Source organism: Rhodoglobus galactosidasius (assembly GCF_054957775.1).
In genome coordinates this window covers 63,024-84,033 of record NZ_JBQIAV010000004.1, presented here as the reverse complement: position 1 = coordinate 84,033, position 21,010 = coordinate 63,024, and the positions used below count along the sequence as shown (strand labels likewise).

Annotated in this window: 31 protein-coding genes; 30 read left to right on the top strand and 1 reads right to left on the bottom strand. The window is 55.4% G+C overall.

Going from position 1 to position 21,010, the window contains the following annotated elements; translation table 11 throughout:
- Positions 1 to 106 precede the first annotated feature (106 nt).
- From ACTJJW_RS06400 to ACTJJW_RS06265, 28 genes are all read left to right on the top strand, one after another.
- Positions 107 to 523, top strand: a complete 417-nt coding sequence (locus tag ACTJJW_RS06400) for a hypothetical protein (protein WP_462643308.1) — start codon at positions 107 to 109, stop codon at positions 521 to 523.
- A complete protein-coding gene (locus ACTJJW_RS06395; protein WP_462643307.1) occupies positions 520 to 960 on the top strand; it encodes a hypothetical protein in 441 nt (146 codons plus the stop codon). The genes ACTJJW_RS06400 and ACTJJW_RS06395 overlap by 4 nt, the downstream gene beginning before the upstream one ends.
- On the top strand, positions 957 to 1,346 hold the full coding sequence (locus ACTJJW_RS06390; protein ID WP_462643306.1) for a hypothetical protein: 390 nt from the start codon (positions 957 to 959) through the stop codon (positions 1,344 to 1,346). The genes ACTJJW_RS06395 and ACTJJW_RS06390 overlap by 4 nt, the downstream gene beginning before the upstream one ends.
- The gene (locus tag ACTJJW_RS06385; RefSeq protein ID WP_462643305.1) at positions 1,339 to 1,623 is read left to right on the top strand and encodes a hypothetical protein; all 285 of its coding nucleotides are present in this window, start codon (positions 1,339 to 1,341) and stop codon (positions 1,621 to 1,623) included. Before ACTJJW_RS06390 ends, ACTJJW_RS06385 begins: the two co-directional genes overlap by 8 nt.
- Entirely contained in the window at positions 1,620 to 1,862 is a 243-nt protein-coding gene (locus ACTJJW_RS06380; protein WP_462643304.1) for a hypothetical protein, read from the top strand. Before ACTJJW_RS06385 ends, ACTJJW_RS06380 begins: the two co-directional genes overlap by 4 nt.
- A gap of 208 nt (positions 1,863 to 2,070) precedes the next feature.
- A complete protein-coding gene (locus ACTJJW_RS06375) occupies positions 2,071 to 2,412 on the top strand; it encodes a hypothetical protein (protein ID WP_462643303.1) in 342 nt (113 codons plus the stop codon).
- On the top strand, positions 2,409 to 3,176 hold the full coding sequence (locus ACTJJW_RS06370; protein ID WP_462643302.1) for a hypothetical protein: 768 nt from the start codon (positions 2,409 to 2,411) through the stop codon (positions 3,174 to 3,176). The genes ACTJJW_RS06375 and ACTJJW_RS06370 overlap by 4 nt, the downstream gene beginning before the upstream one ends.
- Positions 3,173 to 3,406, top strand: a complete 234-nt coding sequence (locus ACTJJW_RS06365) for a hypothetical protein (protein WP_462643301.1) — start codon at positions 3,173 to 3,175, stop codon at positions 3,404 to 3,406. The genes ACTJJW_RS06370 and ACTJJW_RS06365 overlap by 4 nt, the downstream gene beginning before the upstream one ends.
- Positions 3,403 to 3,678, top strand: a complete 276-nt coding sequence (locus tag ACTJJW_RS06360) for a hypothetical protein (protein WP_462643300.1) — start codon at positions 3,403 to 3,405, stop codon at positions 3,676 to 3,678. Before ACTJJW_RS06365 ends, ACTJJW_RS06360 begins: the two co-directional genes overlap by 4 nt.
- Positions 3,675 to 3,920 carry a hypothetical protein gene (locus ACTJJW_RS06355; protein WP_462643299.1) on the top strand — a complete coding sequence of 82 codons (246 nt, stop codon included), beginning with the start codon at positions 3,675 to 3,677 and terminating at the stop codon, positions 3,918 to 3,920. The genes ACTJJW_RS06360 and ACTJJW_RS06355 overlap by 4 nt, the downstream gene beginning before the upstream one ends.
- A 571-nt stretch (positions 3,921 to 4,491) precedes the next feature.
- Positions 4,492 to 4,794, top strand: coding sequence for a hypothetical protein (locus tag ACTJJW_RS06350; protein ID WP_462643298.1), 303 nt, complete (start codon positions 4,492 to 4,494; stop codon positions 4,792 to 4,794).
- 131 nt (positions 4,795 to 4,925) lie between these two features.
- Complete coding sequence (locus ACTJJW_RS06345) at positions 4,926 to 5,243, top strand: hypothetical protein (protein WP_462643297.1); 318 nt, start codon at positions 4,926 to 4,928, stop codon at positions 5,241 to 5,243.
- Between the two features lie 394 nt (positions 5,244 to 5,637).
- Positions 5,638 to 5,805, top strand: coding sequence for a hypothetical protein (locus ACTJJW_RS06340; RefSeq protein ID WP_462643296.1), 168 nt, complete (start codon positions 5,638 to 5,640; stop codon positions 5,803 to 5,805).
- A 651-nt stretch (positions 5,806 to 6,456) separates the two neighbouring features.
- Complete coding sequence (locus tag ACTJJW_RS06335) at positions 6,457 to 6,930, top strand: hypothetical protein (RefSeq protein WP_462643295.1); 474 nt, start codon at positions 6,457 to 6,459, stop codon at positions 6,928 to 6,930.
- Between the two features lie 427 nt (positions 6,931 to 7,357).
- Positions 7,358 to 8,578: a hypothetical protein gene (locus tag ACTJJW_RS06330; protein ID WP_462643294.1), complete on the top strand. Its 1,221-nt coding sequence runs from the start codon at positions 7,358 to 7,360 to the stop codon at positions 8,576 to 8,578.
- A gap of 20 nt (positions 8,579 to 8,598) precedes the next feature.
- The gene (locus tag ACTJJW_RS06325) at positions 8,599 to 10,059 is read left to right on the top strand and encodes a phage portal protein (RefSeq protein WP_462643293.1); all 1,461 of its coding nucleotides are present in this window, start codon (positions 8,599 to 8,601) and stop codon (positions 10,057 to 10,059) included.
- The gene (locus ACTJJW_RS06320; protein WP_462643292.1) at positions 10,043 to 11,056 is read left to right on the top strand and encodes a hypothetical protein; all 1,014 of its coding nucleotides are present in this window, start codon (positions 10,043 to 10,045) and stop codon (positions 11,054 to 11,056) included. Before ACTJJW_RS06325 ends, ACTJJW_RS06320 begins: the two co-directional genes overlap by 17 nt.
- Positions 11,057 to 11,070: 14 nt before the next feature.
- Entirely contained in the window at positions 11,071 to 11,640 is a 570-nt protein-coding gene (locus ACTJJW_RS06315) for an HNH endonuclease (RefSeq protein WP_462643291.1), read from the top strand.
- A 240-nt stretch (positions 11,641 to 11,880) separates the two neighbouring features.
- Positions 11,881 to 12,495 carry a hypothetical protein gene (locus tag ACTJJW_RS06310; RefSeq protein WP_462643290.1) on the top strand — a complete coding sequence of 205 codons (615 nt, stop codon included), beginning with the start codon at positions 11,881 to 11,883 and terminating at the stop codon, positions 12,493 to 12,495.
- Positions 12,496 to 12,515: 20 nt separating this feature from the next.
- Entirely contained in the window at positions 12,516 to 13,562 is a 1,047-nt protein-coding gene (locus tag ACTJJW_RS06305) for a hypothetical protein (RefSeq protein WP_462643289.1), read from the top strand.
- A gap of 11 nt (positions 13,563 to 13,573) precedes the next feature.
- Positions 13,574 to 14,152, top strand: coding sequence for a hypothetical protein (locus ACTJJW_RS06300; RefSeq protein WP_462643288.1), 579 nt, complete (start codon positions 13,574 to 13,576; stop codon positions 14,150 to 14,152).
- Positions 14,149 to 14,547, top strand: coding sequence for a DUF6093 family protein (locus tag ACTJJW_RS06295; RefSeq protein WP_462643287.1), 399 nt, complete (start codon positions 14,149 to 14,151; stop codon positions 14,545 to 14,547). The genes ACTJJW_RS06300 and ACTJJW_RS06295 overlap by 4 nt, the downstream gene beginning before the upstream one ends.
- Positions 14,548 to 14,707: 160 nt before the next feature.
- Positions 14,708 to 15,133, top strand: coding sequence for a hypothetical protein (locus tag ACTJJW_RS06290; RefSeq protein WP_462643286.1), 426 nt, complete (start codon positions 14,708 to 14,710; stop codon positions 15,131 to 15,133).
- Positions 15,130 to 15,540 carry a hypothetical protein gene (locus ACTJJW_RS06285; RefSeq protein WP_462643285.1) on the top strand — a complete coding sequence of 137 codons (411 nt, stop codon included), beginning with the start codon at positions 15,130 to 15,132 and terminating at the stop codon, positions 15,538 to 15,540. The genes ACTJJW_RS06290 and ACTJJW_RS06285 overlap by 4 nt, the downstream gene beginning before the upstream one ends.
- Before the next feature lie 59 nt (positions 15,541 to 15,599).
- Positions 15,600 to 15,779 (top strand): hypothetical protein, encoded by a 180-nt coding sequence (locus ACTJJW_RS06280; RefSeq protein ID WP_462643284.1) that lies wholly within the window; start codon positions 15,600 to 15,602, stop codon positions 15,777 to 15,779.
- A 2-nt stretch (positions 15,780 to 15,781) separates the two neighbouring features.
- Positions 15,782 to 16,264 carry a phage tail tube protein gene (locus tag ACTJJW_RS06275; RefSeq protein WP_462643283.1) on the top strand — a complete coding sequence of 161 codons (483 nt, stop codon included), beginning with the start codon at positions 15,782 to 15,784 and terminating at the stop codon, positions 16,262 to 16,264.
- 84 nt (positions 16,265 to 16,348) lie between these two features.
- A complete protein-coding gene (locus ACTJJW_RS06270) occupies positions 16,349 to 16,756 on the top strand; it encodes a hypothetical protein (RefSeq protein ID WP_462643282.1) in 408 nt (135 codons plus the stop codon).
- The gene (locus ACTJJW_RS06265; protein WP_462643281.1) at positions 16,714 to 17,181 is read left to right on the top strand and encodes a hypothetical protein; all 468 of its coding nucleotides are present in this window, start codon (positions 16,714 to 16,716) and stop codon (positions 17,179 to 17,181) included. The genes ACTJJW_RS06270 and ACTJJW_RS06265 overlap by 43 nt, the downstream gene beginning before the upstream one ends.
- On the opposite strand, the gene ACTJJW_RS06260 is transcribed toward ACTJJW_RS06265, so the two are convergent.
- Entirely contained in the window at positions 17,178 to 17,438 is a 261-nt protein-coding gene (locus ACTJJW_RS06260; RefSeq protein ID WP_462643280.1) for a hypothetical protein, read from the bottom strand. The genes ACTJJW_RS06265 and ACTJJW_RS06260 overlap by 4 nt on opposite strands.
- Before the next feature lie 41 nt (positions 17,439 to 17,479).
- Between ACTJJW_RS06260 and ACTJJW_RS06255 the strand changes: the two genes are divergently transcribed.
- Both ACTJJW_RS06255 and ACTJJW_RS06250 read left to right on the top strand, forming a co-directional pair.
- A complete protein-coding gene (locus tag ACTJJW_RS06255) occupies positions 17,480 to 20,185 on the top strand; it encodes a phage tail tape measure protein (protein WP_462643279.1) in 2,706 nt (901 codons plus the stop codon).
- Positions 20,185 to 20,925 carry a hypothetical protein gene (locus ACTJJW_RS06250; RefSeq protein WP_462643278.1) on the top strand — a complete coding sequence of 247 codons (741 nt, stop codon included), beginning with the start codon at positions 20,185 to 20,187 and terminating at the stop codon, positions 20,923 to 20,925. Before ACTJJW_RS06255 ends, ACTJJW_RS06250 begins: the two co-directional genes overlap by 1 nt.
- Positions 20,926 to 21,010: the final 85 nt, after the last annotated feature.

The window sequence follows — 21,010 nt, the reverse complement described above, 5'->3', positions numbered from 1 at the left end:
ATGCTGCAAGACCCCACACGGTCACTCGACTGTGCGGGATGCATATCCGACCGGCCATGTGCTTGCGTGCCGGTGTCACACCAACAACGAGAAAGAAGCAGCCTAAATGTCTGAATCGTGGAAGTTCAACAAAAAGCCTGGTGTATCGATCACCGACCTGATCGCAGAAGCGACGGTTTGGCGAAACGAAGACCCTGATGCGGATTCGACCGAGCAAGTTAGTGCGAAAGTCACGGGGCTAATCGGTCGCCTTGCGGATGCTTTGGAGGCTGTCACCGTACCGACAGAGAGTGACGCTCTGGCGAAGGATTGGTATGACGAGTCTGAGCGACTAACGGACAAACTGATGGCAGTCCGCGAGTGGGCGCACGAGAATCAATCTCACGAAATTTATGAGGCCACCGACGAGCAACCCGCCGAATGCACGGATGAATGCGCTTGGTGTGCTCTCGATCAAATCCTGAGCGCACCCGAACGTCTCCCTGTCCCGGTAGAGCCTGAGAGCGAAGGGGTAACGAAATGACTGACACGACACCAGAGCAACACCGGGCCAAGTCCGAAAAGCTTTTGAAGCTCTCGCGCGGATATCGCTCATCAGCTGGCGACCGCAACGCGGCAGGTTCTGCAATTCGCGCAGGCTGGGCGAAGCAGGCGGATGTGTTTCTCGCTGAGGCCCAATTACACGCGACCCTCAGCGTAACGGTAGAGCCTGACGAGCGTTTGGACGCGTGGGAGTCTATTGCCCGTCATCCATTCTTTGATGAGTGCTATTCGGCGGATGGCCCGTTGATCGCGGCGATGCTCGGAAAGCTCGCTAGCCGTATGGATGCCCTCCCGGTAGAGCCTGAATGGGAGTACGCAAAAGTCAACGGCGTTCCATCCAAAAGAACTAAGTGGCTCCCGGTCGAGCCTGTTCAGGTAGACCCACAACCGCACGAGACGAAGGGGCAGAGCGCATGAGCCACACCGTGACAATTAACCGTATTGGTGAAGAAGAGATCGAGTTCGAGTTTCATGGCGAGCACGATAGCCGCTGCGAAACCTACCGTAAGTGCACAAAGTCGTGGCACCGGCACCCCAAAGATGACGAAATTGTTGGCGACGAATGGGGCAATGATCGCGTCGGGCACCACGCATACATCGACGGCATGTGGATGGTTCCAGTGACAAACGGGTGCGGTCTCCTATTCGTCTTCGAGTCTGAGCCCCCTGAGACATATTTTGAGGGGCTTGCGCTTGGAACATATCCGGTCAGCGTCGAGTGGGATGGTGGCGGGTGGTTGCTAGTGGTGCTCCCACAACCGACCACCCCCACGCAGGTTACGGAAGGTGGCACCCATGTCTGACACGAACGCAGCACGCGAAGCGATTGCATCCGTACTGATGGGCACGGCCTCAATTTTGAATGAGCATCAATCGCTCGCAGCGACCGACGCCATCCTCGCATCCGGCCTGGTCGTCACGACTGCCGAGGCTGACCTGCGGGTGGCCAATATGCGGGAACGGGCGGCGCTGATATGCGACGACATGCTGCACCCTGAATACCAATTTACGTGCCGTGTCTGCCGAAACGTTCAGTCGATCCGCGCCCTGCCGCTAACCGAGGAAGGTGGCACCCAGTGAAGACTAAGAAATTCACGACGATCACGACTCGGGAAGAACTCGATGCGCTCCCGGTGGGAAGCATCGTCATTGATCCGTTCGACGCTAAAGAGGATGCCCCGGTGATCTGCTGCAAAACAGCTTGGGGCGATTGGCAACTTTTGGGTGGCGATCCTGAACGCCGCTGGTCCCCGCAATCCATTGTTGAGTGCGCCCAAGGAACTTTGCGCGTAATCCACACACCGAAAGGCACCCAGTGAGCCAACTGCCTCGCACCCCGCGCTACTTCCCGAAGATGAAGATGCGGGGCGGAAAAAAGCAGCACCTTCACCAAGTAGATCGAAGCCTAGCGTTTCTGGCTCAAATGAACGCCCAATATGGCCAGTTCATCACCAACAACACTGCTGACCCGATCTCATCAGCAGAAGCTTTCAGGGCATGGCAGAACAACGAGAAGGGCACGGAGCTATGAACACCTACACACTAAAGAAGGCCCAGATGTTGATTGACGGGATGGTCGATGAGTTCGTCACCCTGCTGCACGTCGCGCACATGGACCTGAACGACAAGTACGACGACGTTCCTGAGACGGCGTGGGCAACCGAGAACCCCGACTCCCTCAAGACTGGCAATAGCCACATCCCCACCGACTATGCCCGAGCAATGGCGCGAGCACTGGTTGAGCGCATCTTGTATGAGGACAGCTTCACGCTTGAAGTTGTGCTACCAGATGAGATGCCGTACCCGATGGAGCCTGAGTTCAAGCTCGAAGGAGTCAAGCGCGAGTTCAATTGGGAGGAAGAGCTATGAACACCGAAATGAGCGACCACGAGGAAAAGCGCAAGAAGCCACCGTGCATCCGTGGCTGTGTCTGGGAGTCAATGGTCGAGGGTGAGGAGCCGCGACCAAAACCGGCCAACCACGGCGAGCAATTGTGCGACTCATGTTTCTATCGGATGCGGTACGCGCTAAAGATGATTCCTGACCTCATGGCGAACATGCGAATGCAGATCACGCCCGGTGGCAACTACGAACTCAGCGAACGTATCCAGGGTGGTGGTGATGGTTCGCCGGCACCGTTGCGGGTTGGTCCTTTGGATTCGTCCGATGCCCTCTTCGCGAAACTCGTTTCATGGATTGATGCACTCTCCGAGCAACTGCATGTTGACCCGCCGTCAATTCGTGTGTGGATGGGATTCAGTGAGGTGCAAGGTTCACGCCCTGTCTCACCTATTGCGGCACATGATCAGGCTGCACAGCTCACCTCGTGGTTCCTTGTCAGACTCGACACCATCGCGGGGTCACCGTCTGCTATCGCCTTTCACGACGACATTTCGTGGGGGTGGGAAGAATCACCCGGGGTGTATAAACTGACCGGCCAGTATGGTGTCGAACCGCGTCCACCGAGGGCAGCCGATAAACGGGAATGCCCTGTGTGTGGGAAGAGGGAAGTGTTTGTTGCGTGGCCGTCAAAATTCAACTCTGATGTGATGGTGCTTTGTGGCCGCTGTAAGTGGGTCGCCGAGCCGGAGAAGTATGTTCATTACGCCGAAATGTTTAGGAGCGCATCATGACAGACGACGAGATGACCCGATTTTTGGTGTTGCTCGCAGACTTCCAAAGCCTCAAAGAAGATGGGGCCATTTGGCTCTCGCTGGGTTTTGCGGAGATTGCCAGCGCCACATCAAAGCTTGCGGCGATGTTCGATGAAACGTATGCGGAGATGGACGAAGTGTTCTGGGAATTGGCGGGGCACTACGACAACGGTTGGGACATTCTCAGGGAAGCGGGGCAAAGCGCATGAGTGACGAACTGCGGGACGAACCTGTAAGGGTGGCTTATTGCCATTATCTCGAAGGCACATCACGCACCAATGCTGAGGCTGCTGCGGAGTTCGACCGCTGGCTTGCCTCCCATGATGCCCTGATGCGGGCAGAGCAACGAGAAGCCGATGCGGTGATTGCTGAAACTCGATACTTCGGCACCGGGCAACTCGCACAACTGCACAGGTGGGGATCAAAACAAGCCGCCCTTGCTATCCGTGCAGCAGGTACAGAGACAGGGGAGACACCGTGAGTACTGATCTAACTTTTATAGGCGATCACGGGGAGAAACGCATTCCACGCGAAGTCATCGAGAACATGCATTGGCGTGAACTCCGAGCCTTCGAGCAGGCCGTGACGGAGTTCATCGAAACCAATCCGGGATTTGAGATAAACCGTGAGTACGACATATCTACCGGCGAGACTGTTATCCGCTGGCGAACACGAAACAAACCTATGGGGGCAGAGACAGGGGAAGATCCCAAAGGTGCGTGACTCAGACGGTGAAGAGTGGTTCACGATCGCAGAAGCGGCACGGGAAGTGCAACGCTCACGGCGGTCAGTGGAGCGGTGGCTGAAAGCAGGATTGCCAACGCAGAGGGTGAGGGGGACGCGCTATATCCGATCCAGTGACCTCTTCGCCCGCTTGCGGCTGATCCTCATAACCGAACCGGAATCTAAGACACGCCGAGAGAAAAATGGGTGAGCGATGTCGCATCGGTGTTGTAGGCTGGTGCCGTAGGCATCCGTGTTCCTGATAGTGGGACTGGGTGCCTTTCGCATTTAATCTTCGGCACTCGCTCCCGACCACTCTGATAGCAGCGGGCATCGCGCATGTGCCGTTCACTTAGTTCCCTGCTGTCATCCGTGCCTAGCAGGGCTTACAGGCTCGGTCGCTACCGGGATGGGTTGCACCGTCTAGGGCGGAGAGCGCCAATTCGGAGCGGTGGGGCGTGCCGGGAAAGCTCTCTGGTGAGAGCACCTGACCATGTTTGAGTCAGGGTGGAGCGGTTCGATTCCGCAACCGGTGCCCTCACCTGCTCGCGACCACTGACAGGAGTACCTCATGGCACTAACAACTGATCCAACCGACCCGCGTCTCGGTCACGGTACAGACAGCGCGCCTCGCCCACAGCAGGACGTTTATCTTGTCCTCAGTGATGAAGAGCGCGCCAAAGGATTCATCCGATCCGTGCGCCGCAGCTACGTGCATAAGTGTGGTGCGGTGACGACCATGGGTGGAGCACTTGCTGAGACGTACGCGCGCGACCCGAAGTTCTACGGATCAACTTATTGTTGCGCTTGCCAACTTCACGCACCTGTCTCGGAGTTCGTCTGGGATGGCACTTCAGAGATCGTTGGTTCGTGACCACCTGTAAAGAATCACCCGAAATGTTTACACGTCTTACCGGCGTGTAAAGGATTCGTGCACAAGGTTTCATTCTTCCCGGCGCGATGCTGGGCAGGCTGCGTGATGCAGCTAAGACGATAGGGGCGATTATGCCTAAAGAACGTGTAAGAGCAAGCGGTAACAGCGGGTATGCGGACATTATGGTTCGTTGGAGCAAAGAAGGAAGCGCCGAGCAGGAAGAAATTGGCGGTCCTGAAGGTCTCTGTGTGAACTTGTTTGTTGCTGCGAGGGAACTTCCTGGATATTCGGGCGGGTTCTATTTTTCTCCCGAGCACCCGGAAACGTTCAATCTTTCCGAGGGTGACGGTGTCGGCCCAATCAGCATCGACCTTGACCGGGCACAGATCAACCGTCTCATCAAGACATTGCGCAACGCTCGCGATTCAGCGTATGGGCACGACGAGTAACAACCTGGGACCGGTGTGGTGTGGAGCGTTTACCCCTCTGCACTTCACCACCTAACCGAAACCCAACGACGGGCTGACAACATGAACCTCACCGCAGCAGAAACCGCAGCATGTTCAATCATCCGCTCGCTACCACCTGAGACTGTCGAACGCCTCAACGAATGGCTCGACAACGCTCTGGCCGGCAATGACTGACACCTACCAGTGCGCCCGATGCCAACGACGCTTCGTAGTGCCATCAATCGCCCGCGATTGTGAGCTCACCCATGACTGACTGGATCGCACCTAACGGCGTGCCATACTCCACCAACTCCATACGCGCCAGGATCAGTCAAGCAGCTAGAGACGCAGCCGACCGGATCATCGCAGGGCACGAAGACGAGCAGGAGCAGCCATGAGCAGCCAACTCGCAAACACCATCCGAAGCTTCTGGACACCAGAACACACCGATTGCACACCCGCCTTGCGCAAAGCAATCCGATACGACAAAGCAATCATGCTACTACTCGCCACCCCAGTGATTGCCATCGCCGGAACCGCGACGGTCATCATCTGCACATAGGGAGCAACCATGAGGGTGTGCTCCAAACCAGGATGCCCCAACCTCTACCCCACCGGCGAAGGCTCACAATGCAGTGACCACCGCAAACTTGCAGAACAAACACGACGACCAAACGGCAACCCATACGCCACCGCAGGCCATAAGAGATTCAGACGGGCAGTACTAACCGCCGACCCCATCTGCGTACTCTGCGGGATACGTGAAGCGACAGTAGCCGACCACTACCCACGCACACGCAAAGAACTTCAAGACTTAGGACTCAACCCCAACGACCCCCAATACGGGCGAGGGCTAGACAAAGGCTGCCACGACAAACACACAGCAGCCACAAGCCCCGGTGGATGGAACAACAGAGACTAAGCCGAACACACGCTACCAAGTAGCGCACACCACGCCCCAGCACGGCACCAACAGACAGTCAGAGGCACACCCGAGGGGCACCGGAAAGCGACCGGGCTACGACCCCCGAACGGCCCATCCGAGTTTTCCGCCGGTGAGGGCAAAAAAGCGCGAGGTGGATTCTAGACCTTTCCAAATCGCCCCCTCGGTGGTGCCTTTCCGCTTTTTCGGGTTGTTGGTGCGTGGTTTTCACACAGTTTTGGGCTTCCGCAATGGGGGCCCTTTTTTTATGCCGCGCAATGTGGCTAGGGAGTGATTGTTATGGGTGGGAAACGTGTGGGCGCTGGTCGTCCGGCTGATCCGAATTCGATGCGTTCGCAGATTCGTGGTTTGGGTGGCAAAGAGGATTTTGTGACGTTGCCGGTTCAGGGTCGTACTGATGCGCCGCCTGAGTGGCCGTTGATGGAGTCGAGTTATGTCGAGATTGCTTTGTGGGAGAAGTTGTGGGCGAAACCGCAGGCTCTGATGTGGGAGATTTTGGGCCTTGAGTTTCAGGTGGCGCAGTATGTGCGTTCCTATTTTGAGTCTGTGATGGTCGATGCGTCTGCTGGTTTGAAGACTGCGGTTATGCGTATGGAGGGCGAGCTTGGTTTGTCGCTGAATGGCATGAAAACGCTTCAGTGGCAGATTGCTGATTCTTCGGATGTTGCTACCTCGTTGTCGACTGGTAAGCGCCGGACGACTTCGGGCGACTGGCTGAAGGCTGTTTCCATTGAAGGGGCCTGATTACAAGATCCCGCCGCGTACTCGTTCGCTTGGTTATTTGGGCATGTGGTGGATTGAGCAGCATTGTGTTGTCCCTGATGGGGAGACTGCTGGTGATCCGTTTGTGCCGACTGTTGACCATCGTGTGTATTTGGCGAATTGGTATGAGGTTCGTCCTGCTGCGAAGCGTGGTGAGCTGAACCAGGCGTTTAGGTATCGCACGAGTATGTGGATGGCTGCACAGAAGGTTGGCAAGTCGCCGGGTGTGGCTGCTGAGACGTGTCTTGAGTTTGTTGGCCCTGCTCTCTTTGATGGCTTTGCTGTCGAGGGCGATTTTTATGCTTGTGCGGATCAGTCGATCCCGTGCCCGTGTGGCGGGGTGTACTTCTATGAGGTGGGCGAGCCGATGGGTCGCCCGTGGCCTACTCCGCGTGTACAGCTTGCGGCTGTGGTTGAGGATCAGGTGGAGAACACCTGGGGCGCTCTCATCCCGATGATTGATAACGGGCCGCTTGCGAATGTGATTCCTAAGACTGGTGAGGCGTTTATTCGTCATCCGAATCGGAACCGGGATTCGCGTGTGGAGATTGTGACGTCGAAGGCGGACGGCAAGCTCGGTGCACGTATTTCGTCGGGTAAGTGTGATGAGACTGGTTTGTGGACTGATCAGAATTCGATGAAGAAGTTTATTCGTACTTTGCAGCGTGGTGCTGCTGGTATGGGTGGCCGCATTTCGCAGTCCACGAACCCTTTCGACCCTTCAGAAAATTCTGTCGCTCAGGATACATATGACTCGAAGCGGCCTGATGTTTTGAAACATTATTTCCCCCCGCCTGCGCATCTTGATTTCAGTTTGAAGGCTGATCGTAAGCAGATTTTCTTGTGGAACTATTCGTCTTCGCCATGGGTTGATCAGCGGTCGATTGAGGCCGAGTCTGTTGCTCTTGCAGAGTTAAATCCTGCTGAGGCTGAACGGTTCTTTGGTAACCGAATTATTCCTGGTTCTGGTGCGTGGATGGATATGGGGAAGTGGTCGGCGCGGAAACGTGTTGAGTCGTTCTTTGTCAGTCCGCGCACGAAGGTTTGCGGCGGGTTCGATGGTTCGGACAACAACGACCACACCGGTATTCGTCTAGAGACCCTTGATGGTTTCCAGTTCACCCCGACGTATGGGGAAACGCGCCGGAAAGCGTACTGGCGACCGCAGGACTGGAACGGGAAGATCCCGCATTCTGAGATCAATTCGGCGTGGTCGGAGATCAACTCTGAGTTTGAGGTGGTGCGCGCGTATTGCGACCCGATGTTCTTTGAAACGGACATTGATAACTGGGCTGCGGAGTATGGCGAGAAAGTTTTCGTCAAGTGGCCCACGAACCGTATTGCGGCTATGCACGCTTCACTCGAGCGGTTCCGTACTGATGTTTACAACACGGATTCGACGTTTACGCATGACGGTGACGTTGATGTGGAAACGCATATGCGGAATGCGATTATTCGTGCCCGGAATGTGGACAAGCTCACTGGGTTGCGTCAATACATTTTGGGCAAGCCTGCGGATCATCAAAAGTTTGACCTCACGATGTCGTCAGTTTTGGCGCATGAGGCTGTTTCGGATGCGATCGCGGCAGGGGCGAATGCGGTCGTGGAGCAGGACTACATATATTTCTAAGCCCTTTAGGAGGCCGTTCGATGGATGCTGATGAAGCCCTCCAATTGGTGAATAGGATTTATGCACGTTTGTCGAATCGCCGCCCAGAAATTACGACGGCTGAGAACTATTACGACGGTAAGCAGCCGCTGAACTTTGCTACGGCTGAGTGGAAGAAGGCGAACGCTGCCCGTTATGAGGGGTTTTCGGATAACTGGTGTCGTCCGGTGGTTGATGCTGAGGCGGAACGTCTGACCCATACGGGGATCAAGTTGCCTGATGGTGCGGGTTCGGGTGCTGAGGTTCTTTGGGAGCAGTGGTTGCTCAACGATATGGAGATGCAGTCGTCACAGGGTTTTGTGACTTCGTTGAATGCGTCTCGTTCGTTTGTCATTGTCTGGGGCGATAGTTTCACCGATGAGCCAATGGTTACCTGGGAACATCCTTCTTCGGTTGAGATTGAGTACGACTGGGAAAACCCGCGTATCCGTAAGGCTGCGTTGAAAACGTGGGTGGATGACTCGAAGGAGTACGCGACCCTCTACACGCCAGAGTTTCTGTGGAAGTTTGAGCGGGGCCGCACGACATCGCCGGATGAGCGCAAGTCTCAGGCGGAGCAGGCGAAGGATGATGCCCGCACTGAGGGTGGTTGGATTCCGCGTGAGCCCGCGAATGAACAGTGGCCTTTGCCTAATTTCATTGGCGAGGTTCCTGTGGTCGAGATCCCCAACCGTCCACTGCTCGGGCATGATCCGATTAGCGAGACTGCTGGTGTGATGCCGATGCAGGATGCGATCAACCTTCTTTGGGCGTACCTGTTCCTGGCGGCGGATTATGCGTCGATGCCTGCTCGTGTGGTTACGGGTCAAGGCCCACCGATGATGCCCATTTTGGACGGTGAGGGAAAACACGTCGGCGATAAGCCGGTTGATATTAAGGATTTGGCTGAGAAGCGACTCCTTTATCTGACCAATGGTGACGCAAAGATTGATTCATGGCCGGCTGCAAAGCTGGATGTGTTCACCGATGTCATTGATGAAGCTGTGGGCCATATTGCTGCACAGACTCGCACACCGCCTACGTACCTGATTACAAAAACCGGGATGTCGAATGTGGGCGCTGATGGTTTGAAAGCGTCGGAGATTGGTCTTGTGAAGAAGACCATCGAGTTTCAGACGTTCGTGACCCCGCGACTGCGTGAGGTGTACCGACTTATTGCGCTCGCTAAGGGTGATAAGAAGTTGGCTCAGGCTGCACGGTTGGCAACTATCGCGTGGGCAAACCCTGAGATTCGTTCTGAGTCTCAGCTTGCCGATGCGCTTGTGAAGAAGAAGTCGATTGGTTACCCCCTTGAGTACCTGATGGAAATTGATGGGCTCGATCCGGTGGAAATCAAACGTGTTCTTGCTATGAAGAAGCTTGAGGAAGAGTCTGCGGTTACTTTTGCCGCTCACGCTGCCGTAAACGATGCGATCAACCAAAACGATGTCTCGGCAGTCTGATCTTGGTGACGCGCAGAATGCTCGACGCGAAGCCCTGGGCAATGACCTAGCGGTTCGAGCTGTTAGGGCATTCCGAACGGTTCCGCTAGATGACCTCGAAGCGGGTTGGGATCGGGTGGCACCGCAACTGGTCGGGTTGGTGACTTCTGCACAGTTGGTGGCGGCACAGCAGTCCGTTCCTTATATGGCTGCGGTTGACCAGTCGTGGGGGTATCAACCTAAGCCGGTGACTCTCAACGAGGGTGCTTTTGCTGGCGTTATGAGTGATGGCCGTGAGGTTGCCCCTGCTATGTATGGTGCTGTGACGCAAACGAAACGTCTTATTGGTTCTGGGCTTGCCCCGTCGAGGGCGTTCGAGTCTGGAGCCGCATTTTTGGGCATTTTGGCTCAGGCCGCAGTACATGATTTGGGGCGCAGTTCTGACGGCGTTCTTGCCGCTGGTAAGGGGTACACGCTTTATGTGCGTGTACTCAATGCTGGTGCGTGTTCGCGGTGTGCGATTCTTGCCGGCAAGTCGTCGGGGATGGTTGCGTTCGAGCGGCACGTTTCGTGCAAGTGCGGGACAATGGCGATCCCTGGCGGGGCGAAAATTCCCGACGGCCTCCCGAGCTCGCCTGAAGAGTATTTCGAGACGCTGACTCCGGCTGAACAGAGCCGGGTGTTCACAAAAGCTGGGGCTGAGGCTATCCGCAATGGGGCTAACCCTATTCAGGTTGTCAATGCTCGTCGTGGCGCTTACGGGATCGGTTATTCCGGTCATGGCGGTGCGGCAGTTTCGGGCAACCGTCTGAAGCCACTAACTATCGGCGTGAAAGCTGACGGTTCACCTTTGCGGGTGTTTGCGACCACGGAGGGCACTACGGCTCGTGGTCGGTTTGGTGGCGATCTTCGCCGCACAACAAGTATTCGGTTGATGCCAGAAGCCATTCAAACAATGGCTGGGAGTAACCCGGCGCGATATCGGGAACTTCTAATCCGTTATGGGTACATGCAATAGACCGGAAGGTTGATATGGAAACAGCAACCTGCGCGATATGTAGCGAGCCGCTACCAGCACAAAAGGCTGGCGCGAGACGACTGGTGCACTCTGGTGCGTGCACATCTCAGCGCGATAAGCAGCGGAGTAAGCAGAATCATATTGAGCGGTACGCCGATTCTGCGCGTCGGTTGTCGGTACAGGCTAGCGGGCGCGAGGCTAACCGCAAATGGCGCGCAAAGAACGTCGATTCAGAGAAGGCGCGTCGCGCTGCATGGCGCGACGTAAACCGCGCGCGAATGACGGAGTCAAATCGTGCGTATCGGAAATCTAACGCGGACGGCGTGCGTCAAAAAAATCTTCGCCGTCGCGCTCGATTGCTCGACGCATTCGTAGAGGATGTTGATCTAAAAATACTTTGGGATCAGCATGCCGGTCACTGTGGGATATGCGGTTTAGCGATAGATCCTGACTTGGCGTGGCCGGACAAGATGAGTAAGACACTTGACCATGTTGTGCCGCTCAGCAGAGGCGGCAAGCATTCCCACGCGAATGCGCAACTTGCGCATGCTATTTGCAACTCAAGGAAAAACAACCGGGTATAGGCCGGTCAATTGGTTGGGTCTGATCCCTTAGAACGCATGTTCTAAACTCGCCTCTCCCGACCCCCGAATTGTCGGTTAATCAAACTATTGCCAGATCGACCCCTAACACCCTCAGATCGGCTCACATGGCCGCTGAGCGTGTGCTATTCGTGCGCCTTAGAACGCACGTTCGATTTTCCCCACTCTATTGGTGGGGTTTTAGCGCACCGCAATGGTGCTAACTATGGGAGCAATTCTCTAATGTCAGATCCAATCGTTACGCCCGAACCAGTTTCGGAAGAACCAGTTGAAGTCACGCCCGAACCTGTTGAGGTAACCCCTGAACCGGAACTGGGCGATGCAGGCAAGAAAGCCATCGACGCCATGAAAGAGGAACGCAACGTTGCTCGGAATGAGAAGAAGGCGATCGCAAAGGAACTCGCGGACATCCGCGCCGAACTTGCGAACAAGGACAAGCCTGCAGAAGAGAAAGCGTTGGACGAGGCACGGGCAGAAGCTCGCGCTGAAGCAACCAAAGCAGCAGATGCACGGTACATCAAAAGTGAACTCAAGGCTGCGGCCACGGGCAAACTTGCTGACCCCACCGATGCTGCTCTCTATATCAATCTGGACGATTTCGAGGTGGACGACAACGGCGACGTTGACTCTGACGCTCTCGCGGAGGCCATCACGGATCTGTTGACCCGCAAGCCGCATCTTGGCGTGCCGGATGCCCGAAAGTTTCAGGGCTCAGGCGATCAGGGTGCGAAGAAAACGGAAGGTGTCACGCAGTTGACACGCGAACAGCTCAAAACGATGTCCCCGCAAGAAATTATGGCTGCGCAGAAAGCTGGGCAGCTTACATCGATTCTCTAACCCAAGAAAGGTAGCCCCAAATGGCTATTACAAAGTTTATTCCTGAAGTGTGGTCAGCGAGCCTGCTGTCCGTGCTCGACAAGTCTCTCGTGTTTGGTTCCGTTGCGAACCGCGACTATGAGGGTGACATTTCGGCGTTTGGTGACACTGTTCACATCACGTCGGTTGCTGACCCCGCAATTTCGCCGTACACGAAGGACACTGACCTCGGTTCGCCGCAGGCACTGACTGACGCTGAGCAGCTTCTGGTTATCGACCAAGCGAACAGCTTCAACTTCCAGATTGATGACATCGACAAGGCGCAGGTTCGCAACAACGGTGCACTCATGTCTGAGGCAACTCAGCGTGCGGCGTTCGGTCTGCGTGATGCTGCCGACAAGATTATCGCTAACCGTATTGCCCGCGATGCTGGCAACTCGATTGGTCTGGTCGATGGCACCACGGCTGCGAACGTTTACGACAACCTGATTGTTCCTGCCGGTGTTTCGCTCGATGAGGCGAACGTTCCCGAAGAAATGCGTTGGCTTGTGCTGTCGCCGGCCGCTTATGGTCAGCTTCAGTTGGACAGCCGTTTCATTAAGGCGAATGAGTCCGGCAACACTGCCCTTCACACGGGTAACGTTGGTGCAGCTAACGGCTTCACAATCTACAAGTCGAACAACTCGTTCCAGGCGAACCGCGCAATTGCTGCGGTCACGACTGCAACTGGTGCGAAGACTTACACGGCTACTGCTGGAACCTTCAACCAGGGCGATGTCGGTCTTGCCATTGCTGGTACTGGTGTTGGTGCTGCGTCGGTTATCGCTTCGGTGAACGCTGATGGTTCGGTTGCTACGGGTACGGTCAACTCGACTGCTTCGGCTGCTGTAACCGTCACGCTTTCCGGTGGTGGACAGCTTGCTTACGCCGGCTCGAACATTGCGACATCTTACGCACAGCAGATTCTTGAGCTCGAAGCGTACCGCCCTGAGAAGCGTTTCGCTGATGCCCTTAAGGGTCTTCACGTGTTCGGCACGAAGGTTGTTCGTCCTGAAGCGCTGGTTGTTGCTTCTGTCAAAACTAGCTAAGTAGGGGGTTCATGGTGGACGCATTCGCAACATATCAAGAACTGGGGACTCGACTCAATCGCACGTTTAGTGTGGCTGAGCAGCCTTGGATTACGACGCTTCTTGAGGATGCGTCCACCTACCTGCGTGACGATGTTATTGGCGCGCAGGTGTACCCGCAAAGCTCGTCCACTGTCCGGTTCTGGCCGGATGGTGGGCGGGTTGACCTCCCGAATCCTCCCCTGATTAGTATTGGTGCGGTTGCCCGTGCTGGTGTGGTGTTGGTGGATGGTTCGGGTTATACCCGGCGCGATAACATGCTGTGGTTTAGTTCTGATGAGCCGGTGGATATTACATTCACTTACGGCTATGCGCTGGCACCTGAGTCGTTGAAGCGGTGGACGTGTGTGCTTGTTTCGCAGGCGCTAATCCCGCTTGAGCAAAAGTTGGGTTTGACTGCTGGCGGTTTGTCTTCGATTCAGATTGATGATTTCAAGGCTGCGTTTGCTGATGCTGGTGAGGCTACGGGCATTACCCTAAATGACCGCAACATTGCACTAATTCGTAAGCAGTTTGGTTCGGATAGTGCGCTGGTGGTGACGACACGATGACGTTACTGGGTGGCGTGTTGGGTATGGGCCGCGCACAGGCTGCGACTCGCGCAACGGAAACGTTCACGGTGTTCTATGTGACGCAGGTGTTGAACGAGACCACTGGGTTGTATGTGGACACTGAGGTTGTTGTTCATGCTGCCGTTTCTGGCCGGGTGAAGTTCCCGAACCTGTCTGTTGATGAGCGCAATCAGGGTGGGCTTGTGCCTGCCGTGTCGGATGTGCAGATTCATGTTGCGGTTGGTGCGACCCCGAATGTTGTCAAAAATCATGTGTGGCGCGTGACTGCTTCCACAGCAGATGCGTCGTTGGTGTTGCGCGAGTTTCGCACGACATCGTTACCACAGGGTGGGCAGACAACAGTTCATCGTTATCCAGTTGAGCAGGCGGTTTAGGTGGCTTCAAGAATCGTGACGCTGACCGCATGTAAGCCATTCGTCACAGGCGAAGAGTGCCCCAAGTGTCGGTTTGATTCGATCATGGCGGCGCTTACATTCTGGGATGACGTGCCCAAGTTCATTTGGCTCTGTCCACGTTGTAGGAATGAGGAGCGCAATGGCTGACAGCATCAATTTTGATCTTTCCGAGCTGACACAACTTGCTGCTGATCTTGGCGATGTCCCAGATATTGCGGGGCCGCTAATCAACTCGGCTGTGCAGTTCACGTCGAAGCTGATCAAGACGGATGCACAGAAAACGGTTGGCCGTCGTAAGCATTTCAAGGGCGGCGCTGCTGGGATCGACTACGAGGTCAACACTTTGCAGGCGTTTGGTGTGTCGGTGTTGAAGTCTGACATTGGTTACAACAAAGACACTGATGCGGGCAAGCTTGGCAACCTTATTGAGTTTGGCGCACCGGGTTCTCCCAATGCGCTCGCGCCTACGTCGGATCTTGCGAATGCGTTGCATAAGAATGAGGACGATTTCGAGCGTGGACTAAAGAACGCGCTTATTGATGCGGAGAGGCAGGCCGGTCTATGAGCAGAGTCCACACTAAGGCGCTGGTTGCACTCTGTGAGGCAATTCCGGCATTCACGGGGCGCACGTTCGTCTCTGTGGTTACAGCCGGATTCGAGGCACCCTACCTAGTTTTACACCCGGCGAATGGCACGAATAGCCAAGGGCGTGTGACCGGGCCGAGAGTGACTAAGCATCCACGGTTCACCGGCCACATTGTTGGTGTGACCGCAGATCAAACACAGCTACTTACCGACATTCTTGAGGCCGCACTGTTCCCTGGTGGTCGTGGCGTGGTTGTGTCTGTTGTGGGGGAGTCTGCGAAGCCTCTCTGGTTTGAGTCGCCCGTTCCTGTTCAGGTGTCTACTGATCCTTTGCCGCAGATTGTTTTTCAGGTGGTGGAGTGCGGTTGGCGTTCTGAACCTGTCTAGTCCTCTACCCCGTTTGAAGCCTCACCTTGTGTGGGGCTTTTCGCTTTTAAGGAGCACTCATGGAAGTTCAAGATGCACACGGCAACAAGGTCACGGTCTCTCAGGAGCATTACGACCGTTGGCCTGATGTTCGTGCAAAGTTCCGGCCTGTGCCGGTTAAGGCCACGCCTGTGGTCGCCGAAAAGGTCGCACCTGTGACCACTAAAACGCCCACGGGCGATAAGAAGAAGGAGTCCTAACCATGGCCGCTGAAGATGTTCCCCTATCCGTCAACTCCGACGACAAATTACGAATCACTAAGACCGCGATTGGCGCTAACCCACTGAGCACTGCGGCTCTTGCTGCTGGTGTCGATCTGACCTATTCACTGGTCACTCTGAACATTGGTGAGACTCAGGCAACGATCACTGATAAGCGTGTTTCGCTGAAGCAGGATCTGCAACGTCCCGGTAAGACAACTGTTGTTATTGAGCTTCAGTACGTCTTTGGTGACGCGGGCGATGTTGCTGCTACGACTCTCACTGAGGGCTCCACGGGCAACCTGAGCCTGCGCTATTCGATTGCGAACTCGACTTCGTGGGCTGCGGCTCAGGTCGTTGACACGATCATCTATGTTGCGGGTTCGCAGCGTAGGGATGCACCTGTCGAGAATGGTTTGCAAACAATTTCGCAGACGCTGTATGTGACTGGTCTTCTGAAGAAGAATCAGGCGACGGTCGTCTAACAATAAACGACCGGGTGTGTGTGTTCCCCTGCCTTCACACGCACCCGGTTTCTCCCTTTGGCGGGGATGGTGGGAGTTTTTGTTATGTCTGTTTTGAGTGAAGAAATCGCGGAGGCTAAGGCTGCACCGCGTGAGAAGTGCGAACCAGTTGAGATCCTTTTCAATGGGAAGGTTCGCTCGCTCGTGTTCGAGCAAGTTCCCGGTGATGTGTGGGGTTCGATTACGGCTAAGCATCCGGCTGTGGGTGGCGGTCTGATCGCCCTCCGTTACGGGTATGACGTGCACAAAGTTGTTCGCAGTATTGCGCCGCTGTCTGGGTTTGTGCTGGTCGATGGTGTCGAAACGAAACTTGATGTGACCGACAAGGTTGATGAGTGGTCAGACCTGCTCGATTCGCTCGATGGTCACAGTTTTTCGCTCGTTGCGGATGCTATCTGGTATCTGAATGAGTGGAACCCGCAACAGAGGATCGCAGCAGCAAAAAAAGCCTAACCGGTTACGTCCGCGCACGCGCCAAGCTTGCGCGTGAGGCTGGCGTTTCGTTGCGTCGCCTCGACGGGTGGGAACCCACACAAACACACCTCTACGAATATGAAGAGGTCGTGTGGTGGCAACCGTGGACGTGGAACCGGGTTCGTGAAGTTGTTGTGCTGACGGAACCTGAGTGGGATTCAGGGCAGGTAGCGCTCATGTTGGCTGCGGCTGAGTACGAGGGCGAACTAAACCCGATTGGTATTCACATGCAGGATGCGACCGATCCCGCAAACCAGTTCAAGTTCGAGGTGCCTAAGGGTCCGACTGTGGACTGGTCGATGCAGGCGTTGGCTAAGGGCCAAAAAGATTATTACAAGAATGATGACCCGAAGAATCCGATAATTCGGGCCGGTCATATGTGGTCGGCAAAACTGCGCCGCTAAGCGCCTATCGCCCTGCCGATCGAAACAATTATGGCAATACAGCCCATGACAATACCGAATATGGCCATGTTGTAGCCCTTGCGGTAGTCGAGTGTTTTGGAACGGGTAAGCCCTGGGAACCCAAGAAACAGGGCTACGACACCGATTAGGGCTGTGACTGCACCGCCTGCGACAACTGCACCAGCTACCCCGATTATTCCCAGAACTAGCGAGCTGATTGCTACAGGGTTTCCTGCTGCGGTCGGTGTCGTTGTCATGCCCAGAACGATACTCCGCTTTTTGTGGGAAGGAAGACCTCATGGCCGAAAGAACCACAAAGGTAACGCTCGTTGCTCAGGTGAATGGGTACATCGCGGGCATGGAGAAGGCTGCCAACGCTACCAAGAAGATGTCGAAAGATTCTTCTGAGGCTTTGGCTAAGCAAAAAGAATCCTTCGAGATGTTGGGCCGTGCGTCGCTCACTGCGGGCACGTTGGCTCTGGCTGGTGCTGCTCTTGCAACTAAGGCTGCCATGGACTGGGAGACCGCGTGGACTGGTGTCACGAAGACTGTTGACGGTACGCCGGAACAGCTCGAAGCAATCCAAGACGGTTTGCGGGGCATGGCACGCGAGCTGCCTATCGCACACAAAGAGTTGGCGGCTGTTGCCGAAGCTGCCGGACAGTTGGGTGTCGAGCAAGGTTCCATTCTTGAGTTCACACGCACAATGGTTGACCTTGGGCAGACCACAAACTTGTCTGCTGAAGAAGCGGCCACAGCCATCGCAAAGATGATGAACGTGATGCAGACCGCACCTGGTGATGTTGACCGTTTGGGTGCAGCGCTGGTGCAGCTTGGTAACAACGGTGCTTCCACTGAGCGCGACATCGTAATGATGGCTTCGCGTATTGCTGGTGCTGGTAAGACGGTTGGTTTGACTGAGGCTGAGGTTCTTGGTTTGGCTAACGCTCTGTCGTCGGTTGGGGTTGAGGTTGAGGCTGGCGGTTCGGCAATATCGAAAATCATGATTGATATTGCTAAGTCGGTTTCGGCTGGTGGTAAAGATTTGGACGAGTTCGCGAAGGTTGCGGGTTTGTCGTCGGCAGACTTTGCACGTTCTTTCAAGGGGGCACCGGCTGAGGCCATTGCCTCATTTGTTGAGGGCTTGGGAAAGCTTGACGCTTCCGGTGGTGACGTGTTTGCCACGCTGGAAACTTTGGGGCAAACAGATATTCGTACGACTCGCGCCCTGTTGAATATGGCTAACTCTGGGGATCTTCTTCGGAAGTCTCTTACGTTGGGTAATGAGGCGTGGGAGGACAACACTGCCCTAGTTGACGAGGCAGCGAAACGTTATGACACGACGGCCTCCAAGGTGCAGGTTGCAGGTAACAGCATTGTTGATGCTGCGATCTCGTTTGGTGAAGTATTTTTGCCTGCGGTTAGTGCTGCCTCTGATGGTATAGCTATCTTCGCTGATGGGGTAGGCGCTATGCCTAAGCCGTTAATGGGTGTCGTTGGCATTGTCACCGTTCTGGGTGGTGTTGCTGCTGTTTCTGGTGGTGCGTTCCTGTTGGCCGTCCCGAAGGTTGCTGCGTACAAGGCTGCTTTGGCAACGATGGGCACGACTGCTCAGAGAACGTCGAGGATAGTCACGACTTCTGCGGGCGTGTTGGGGGTGGCTTTTGTTGCTGCTGCTGCCGTTCTTGGAATTTTCACCGCGGCGCAAGCTAACGCGAAGGCGCGCACAGAAGAGTTCTCGGGCACTCTTGACCAGCAGACGGGGAAGGTCACGGAGGCTTCACGCGAGCTGGTCAAAGCCAACCTTGCCACAAAGAATTCATTTCTCTGGATGGAATCTGATTCAGCATTTGACGCAGCCAAGAAGTTGGGCATTGAACTTGATGTTGTGACGGATGCGGCGCTGGGTAACGCTGGCGCAATGAAGGAACTAAAGGGCGCACTGGTTATCGGTGCGGCTGGTTCTGATCTTTTGAAGCGACAGATGGACGAAACCGGGCTGAGTGCCCTAGAACTGTCCACCGCATCCAGTGACTTGAAGATGGCTGTTGAGGGTTCTGCGGGATCGCTTGATGAGGCTGCACGTGTCACGAAGCAAAAGGCGAGCGTTGATGGCGACGCGGCTGGTGCAGCCAATGGGCATAAGAAAACTTTGGATGAGTTGGCTGGTGCGGCGGAGGGCGCCGGACAGGAGATTGCGGGGCTTGCGGATCTGATTCGTGGGTTTGGTGCAACGTCTTTGTCTGCACGTGATGCGGAACGTCAGTTCCAGTCAGCGATCGATGATGCTACGGATGCGGTTGCTGAGAATGGTAAGACGCTTGACATCAACTCTGAGGCCGGCCGCAACAATGAGGCCGCACTTGATGCGATTGCTAAGTCTGCCTTGGAGTCTGCTGCATCAATTCTTGAACAGACTGGTTCACAAGAGGGAGCAACGGCGGCGATCAATGATGGTCGTGCAGCTCTTATCGAGCAACTGGCCAAGTTCGGGATCACAGGCGAAGCAGCAGAAACCTATATCGACAAGTTAGGGCTGATTCCCGAAAACATTGAAACAGCGGTCATCATCAATACTGACCCTGCTGAGCTTTCCATGCAGAGGTTCCTTGCCCGTTGGAATGGTGCCACAGTCAACTTGCGGTCGACGACTTCTCCAAAGTTGGGTTCTGGCGTTTTGGGGTTTGCGGATGGTGGAACTGTTCACGGGCCGGGGACATCAAAGTCGGACTCGGTGGCCGCAATGCTGTCGGTGGGTGAAGAGGTTACCCCTGAACCGCAAGCGTCTAAGTATCGGTCGTTGTTGAAGGATATTGCGGCTGATCGTTTTGGGGCTTCACAGTTTGCGTCGTCGCAGTATTCGTCGGCACCTCAGATGGGTTCGGCACCAACCTCTCAGGGCGCACAAGTCAACATGCCTATTTATGCACAGCCGGGGATGTCGGCTGAAACTGTGGGGCGCATTGCTGCCGACCAATTGAACTGGAACTTAAGGAGCGCCTAATGGAGTCAATTCGTATTGGGTCATGGTTCGCGGATGCTGGTGACGGTTCTGACGGGTTCACCGTTGGTGACGACGGGTTTGCTGGGTGGGACGACAGTGTGGATTACCGCACAACGGATATTGAGCGTCCACAAGCGCACGGCTCTTTCGAGGTGCCTGCGTTTGCGGGCACTCGGCGCATTTCGGTTTCTGGTTTGTGTTTTGCGGCCTCTGAGCTTGAGCTTGGGCACTTGAAGAATCAACTGTCTGGGGTGGCTGCTGATGGTAAGCAGCACCGGATGGTTATTGAGTATCAGGGTGTTACGTCGTGGGCTGATGTTCAACGTGTGGGGTCGAAGTTCAAAACGATTGTGCCGGGTTCGATTGCCCAATACCAGTTACAGGTTTGGGCTGCTGATCCGCGCAAGTTTGGTGAGACTCGCACGTTCGCGGCGGGTGTTGCTGCATACCATTTTGGCAACTTTGCGGCATCTCCTATCCATACCGTTTCGGGTACTGGTTCGGGTTACACAATTAATGGGCCGGGCGGTAAAACGTTCACGGTCACGCAGGCGGTCACTTCTGGGAATCCTCACACCATTGATATGGCGACAGGGTTTCTTGAGGTGGGCGGTGTGGTTGTGACGGGTCAGGTGACGTCGGCAGATACTTGGGCAATTCCGGGGGGTGGCACTGTGACGCACACACTTACCGGTTCGGGTCTCACATTGTCTACAGCGGTTTTGGATACGTACATCTGATGGCGTGGTCGTTGTGGTCTTGTGACACGGTTACGGGCACGAAGCTTCAGAAGTTGCCGGTGCCGGCGTCGTTTTCGTGGGAGCG

Bases quoted from the DNA above. Each gene is read 5' to 3' on its own strand.
- ACTJJW_RS06400 (WP_462643308.1), top strand. From the start codon at position 107: ATGTCTGAATCGTGGAAGTTCAACAAAAAGCCTGGTGTATCGATCACC.
- ACTJJW_RS06395 (WP_462643307.1), top strand. From the start codon at position 520: ATGACTGACACGACACCAGAGCAACACCGGGCCAAGTCCGAAAAGCTT.
- ACTJJW_RS06390 (WP_462643306.1), top strand. From the start codon at position 957: ATGAGCCACACCGTGACAATTAACCGTATTGGTGAAGAAGAGATCGAG.
- ACTJJW_RS06385 (WP_462643305.1), top strand. From the start codon at position 1,339: ATGTCTGACACGAACGCAGCACGCGAAGCGATTGCATCCGTACTGATG.
- ACTJJW_RS06375 (WP_462643303.1), top strand. From the start codon at position 2,071: ATGAACACCTACACACTAAAGAAGGCCCAGATGTTGATTGACGGGATG.
- ACTJJW_RS06370 (WP_462643302.1), top strand. From the start codon at position 2,409: ATGAACACCGAAATGAGCGACCACGAGGAAAAGCGCAAGAAGCCACCG.
- ACTJJW_RS06365 (WP_462643301.1), top strand. From the start codon at position 3,173: ATGACAGACGACGAGATGACCCGATTTTTGGTGTTGCTCGCAGACTTC.
- ACTJJW_RS06360 (WP_462643300.1), top strand. From the start codon at position 3,403: ATGAGTGACGAACTGCGGGACGAACCTGTAAGGGTGGCTTATTGCCAT.
- ACTJJW_RS06350 (WP_462643298.1), top strand. From the start codon at position 4,492: ATGGCACTAACAACTGATCCAACCGACCCGCGTCTCGGTCACGGTACA.
- ACTJJW_RS06345 (WP_462643297.1), top strand. From the start codon at position 4,926: ATGCCTAAAGAACGTGTAAGAGCAAGCGGTAACAGCGGGTATGCGGAC.
- ACTJJW_RS06340 (WP_462643296.1), top strand. From the start codon at position 5,638: ATGAGCAGCCAACTCGCAAACACCATCCGAAGCTTCTGGACACCAGAA.
- ACTJJW_RS06325 (WP_462643293.1), top strand. From the start codon at position 8,599: ATGGATGCTGATGAAGCCCTCCAATTGGTGAATAGGATTTATGCACGT.
- ACTJJW_RS06320 (WP_462643292.1), top strand. From the start codon at position 10,043: ATGTCTCGGCAGTCTGATCTTGGTGACGCGCAGAATGCTCGACGCGAA.
- ACTJJW_RS06315 (WP_462643291.1), top strand. From the start codon at position 11,071: ATGGAAACAGCAACCTGCGCGATATGTAGCGAGCCGCTACCAGCACAA.
- ACTJJW_RS06310 (WP_462643290.1), top strand. From the start codon at position 11,881: ATGTCAGATCCAATCGTTACGCCCGAACCAGTTTCGGAAGAACCAGTT.
- ACTJJW_RS06305 (WP_462643289.1), top strand. From the start codon at position 12,516: ATGGCTATTACAAAGTTTATTCCTGAAGTGTGGTCAGCGAGCCTGCTG.
- ACTJJW_RS06300 (WP_462643288.1), top strand. From the start codon at position 13,574: ATGGTGGACGCATTCGCAACATATCAAGAACTGGGGACTCGACTCAAT.
- ACTJJW_RS06295 (WP_462643287.1), top strand. From the start codon at position 14,149: ATGACGTTACTGGGTGGCGTGTTGGGTATGGGCCGCGCACAGGCTGCG.
- ACTJJW_RS06290 (WP_462643286.1), top strand. From the start codon at position 14,708: ATGGCTGACAGCATCAATTTTGATCTTTCCGAGCTGACACAACTTGCT.
- ACTJJW_RS06285 (WP_462643285.1), top strand. From the start codon at position 15,130: ATGAGCAGAGTCCACACTAAGGCGCTGGTTGCACTCTGTGAGGCAATT.
- ACTJJW_RS06280 (WP_462643284.1), top strand. From the start codon at position 15,600: ATGGAAGTTCAAGATGCACACGGCAACAAGGTCACGGTCTCTCAGGAG.
- ACTJJW_RS06275 (WP_462643283.1), top strand. From the start codon at position 15,782: ATGGCCGCTGAAGATGTTCCCCTATCCGTCAACTCCGACGACAAATTA.
- ACTJJW_RS06270 (WP_462643282.1), top strand. From the start codon at position 16,349: ATGTCTGTTTTGAGTGAAGAAATCGCGGAGGCTAAGGCTGCACCGCGT.
- ACTJJW_RS06260 (WP_462643280.1), bottom strand. From the start codon at position 17,438: ATGACAACGACACCGACCGCAGCAGGAAACCCTGTAGCAATCAGCTCG.
- ACTJJW_RS06255 (WP_462643279.1), top strand. From the start codon at position 17,480: ATGGCCGAAAGAACCACAAAGGTAACGCTCGTTGCTCAGGTGAATGGG.
- ACTJJW_RS06250 (WP_462643278.1), top strand. From the start codon at position 20,185: ATGGAGTCAATTCGTATTGGGTCATGGTTCGCGGATGCTGGTGACGGT.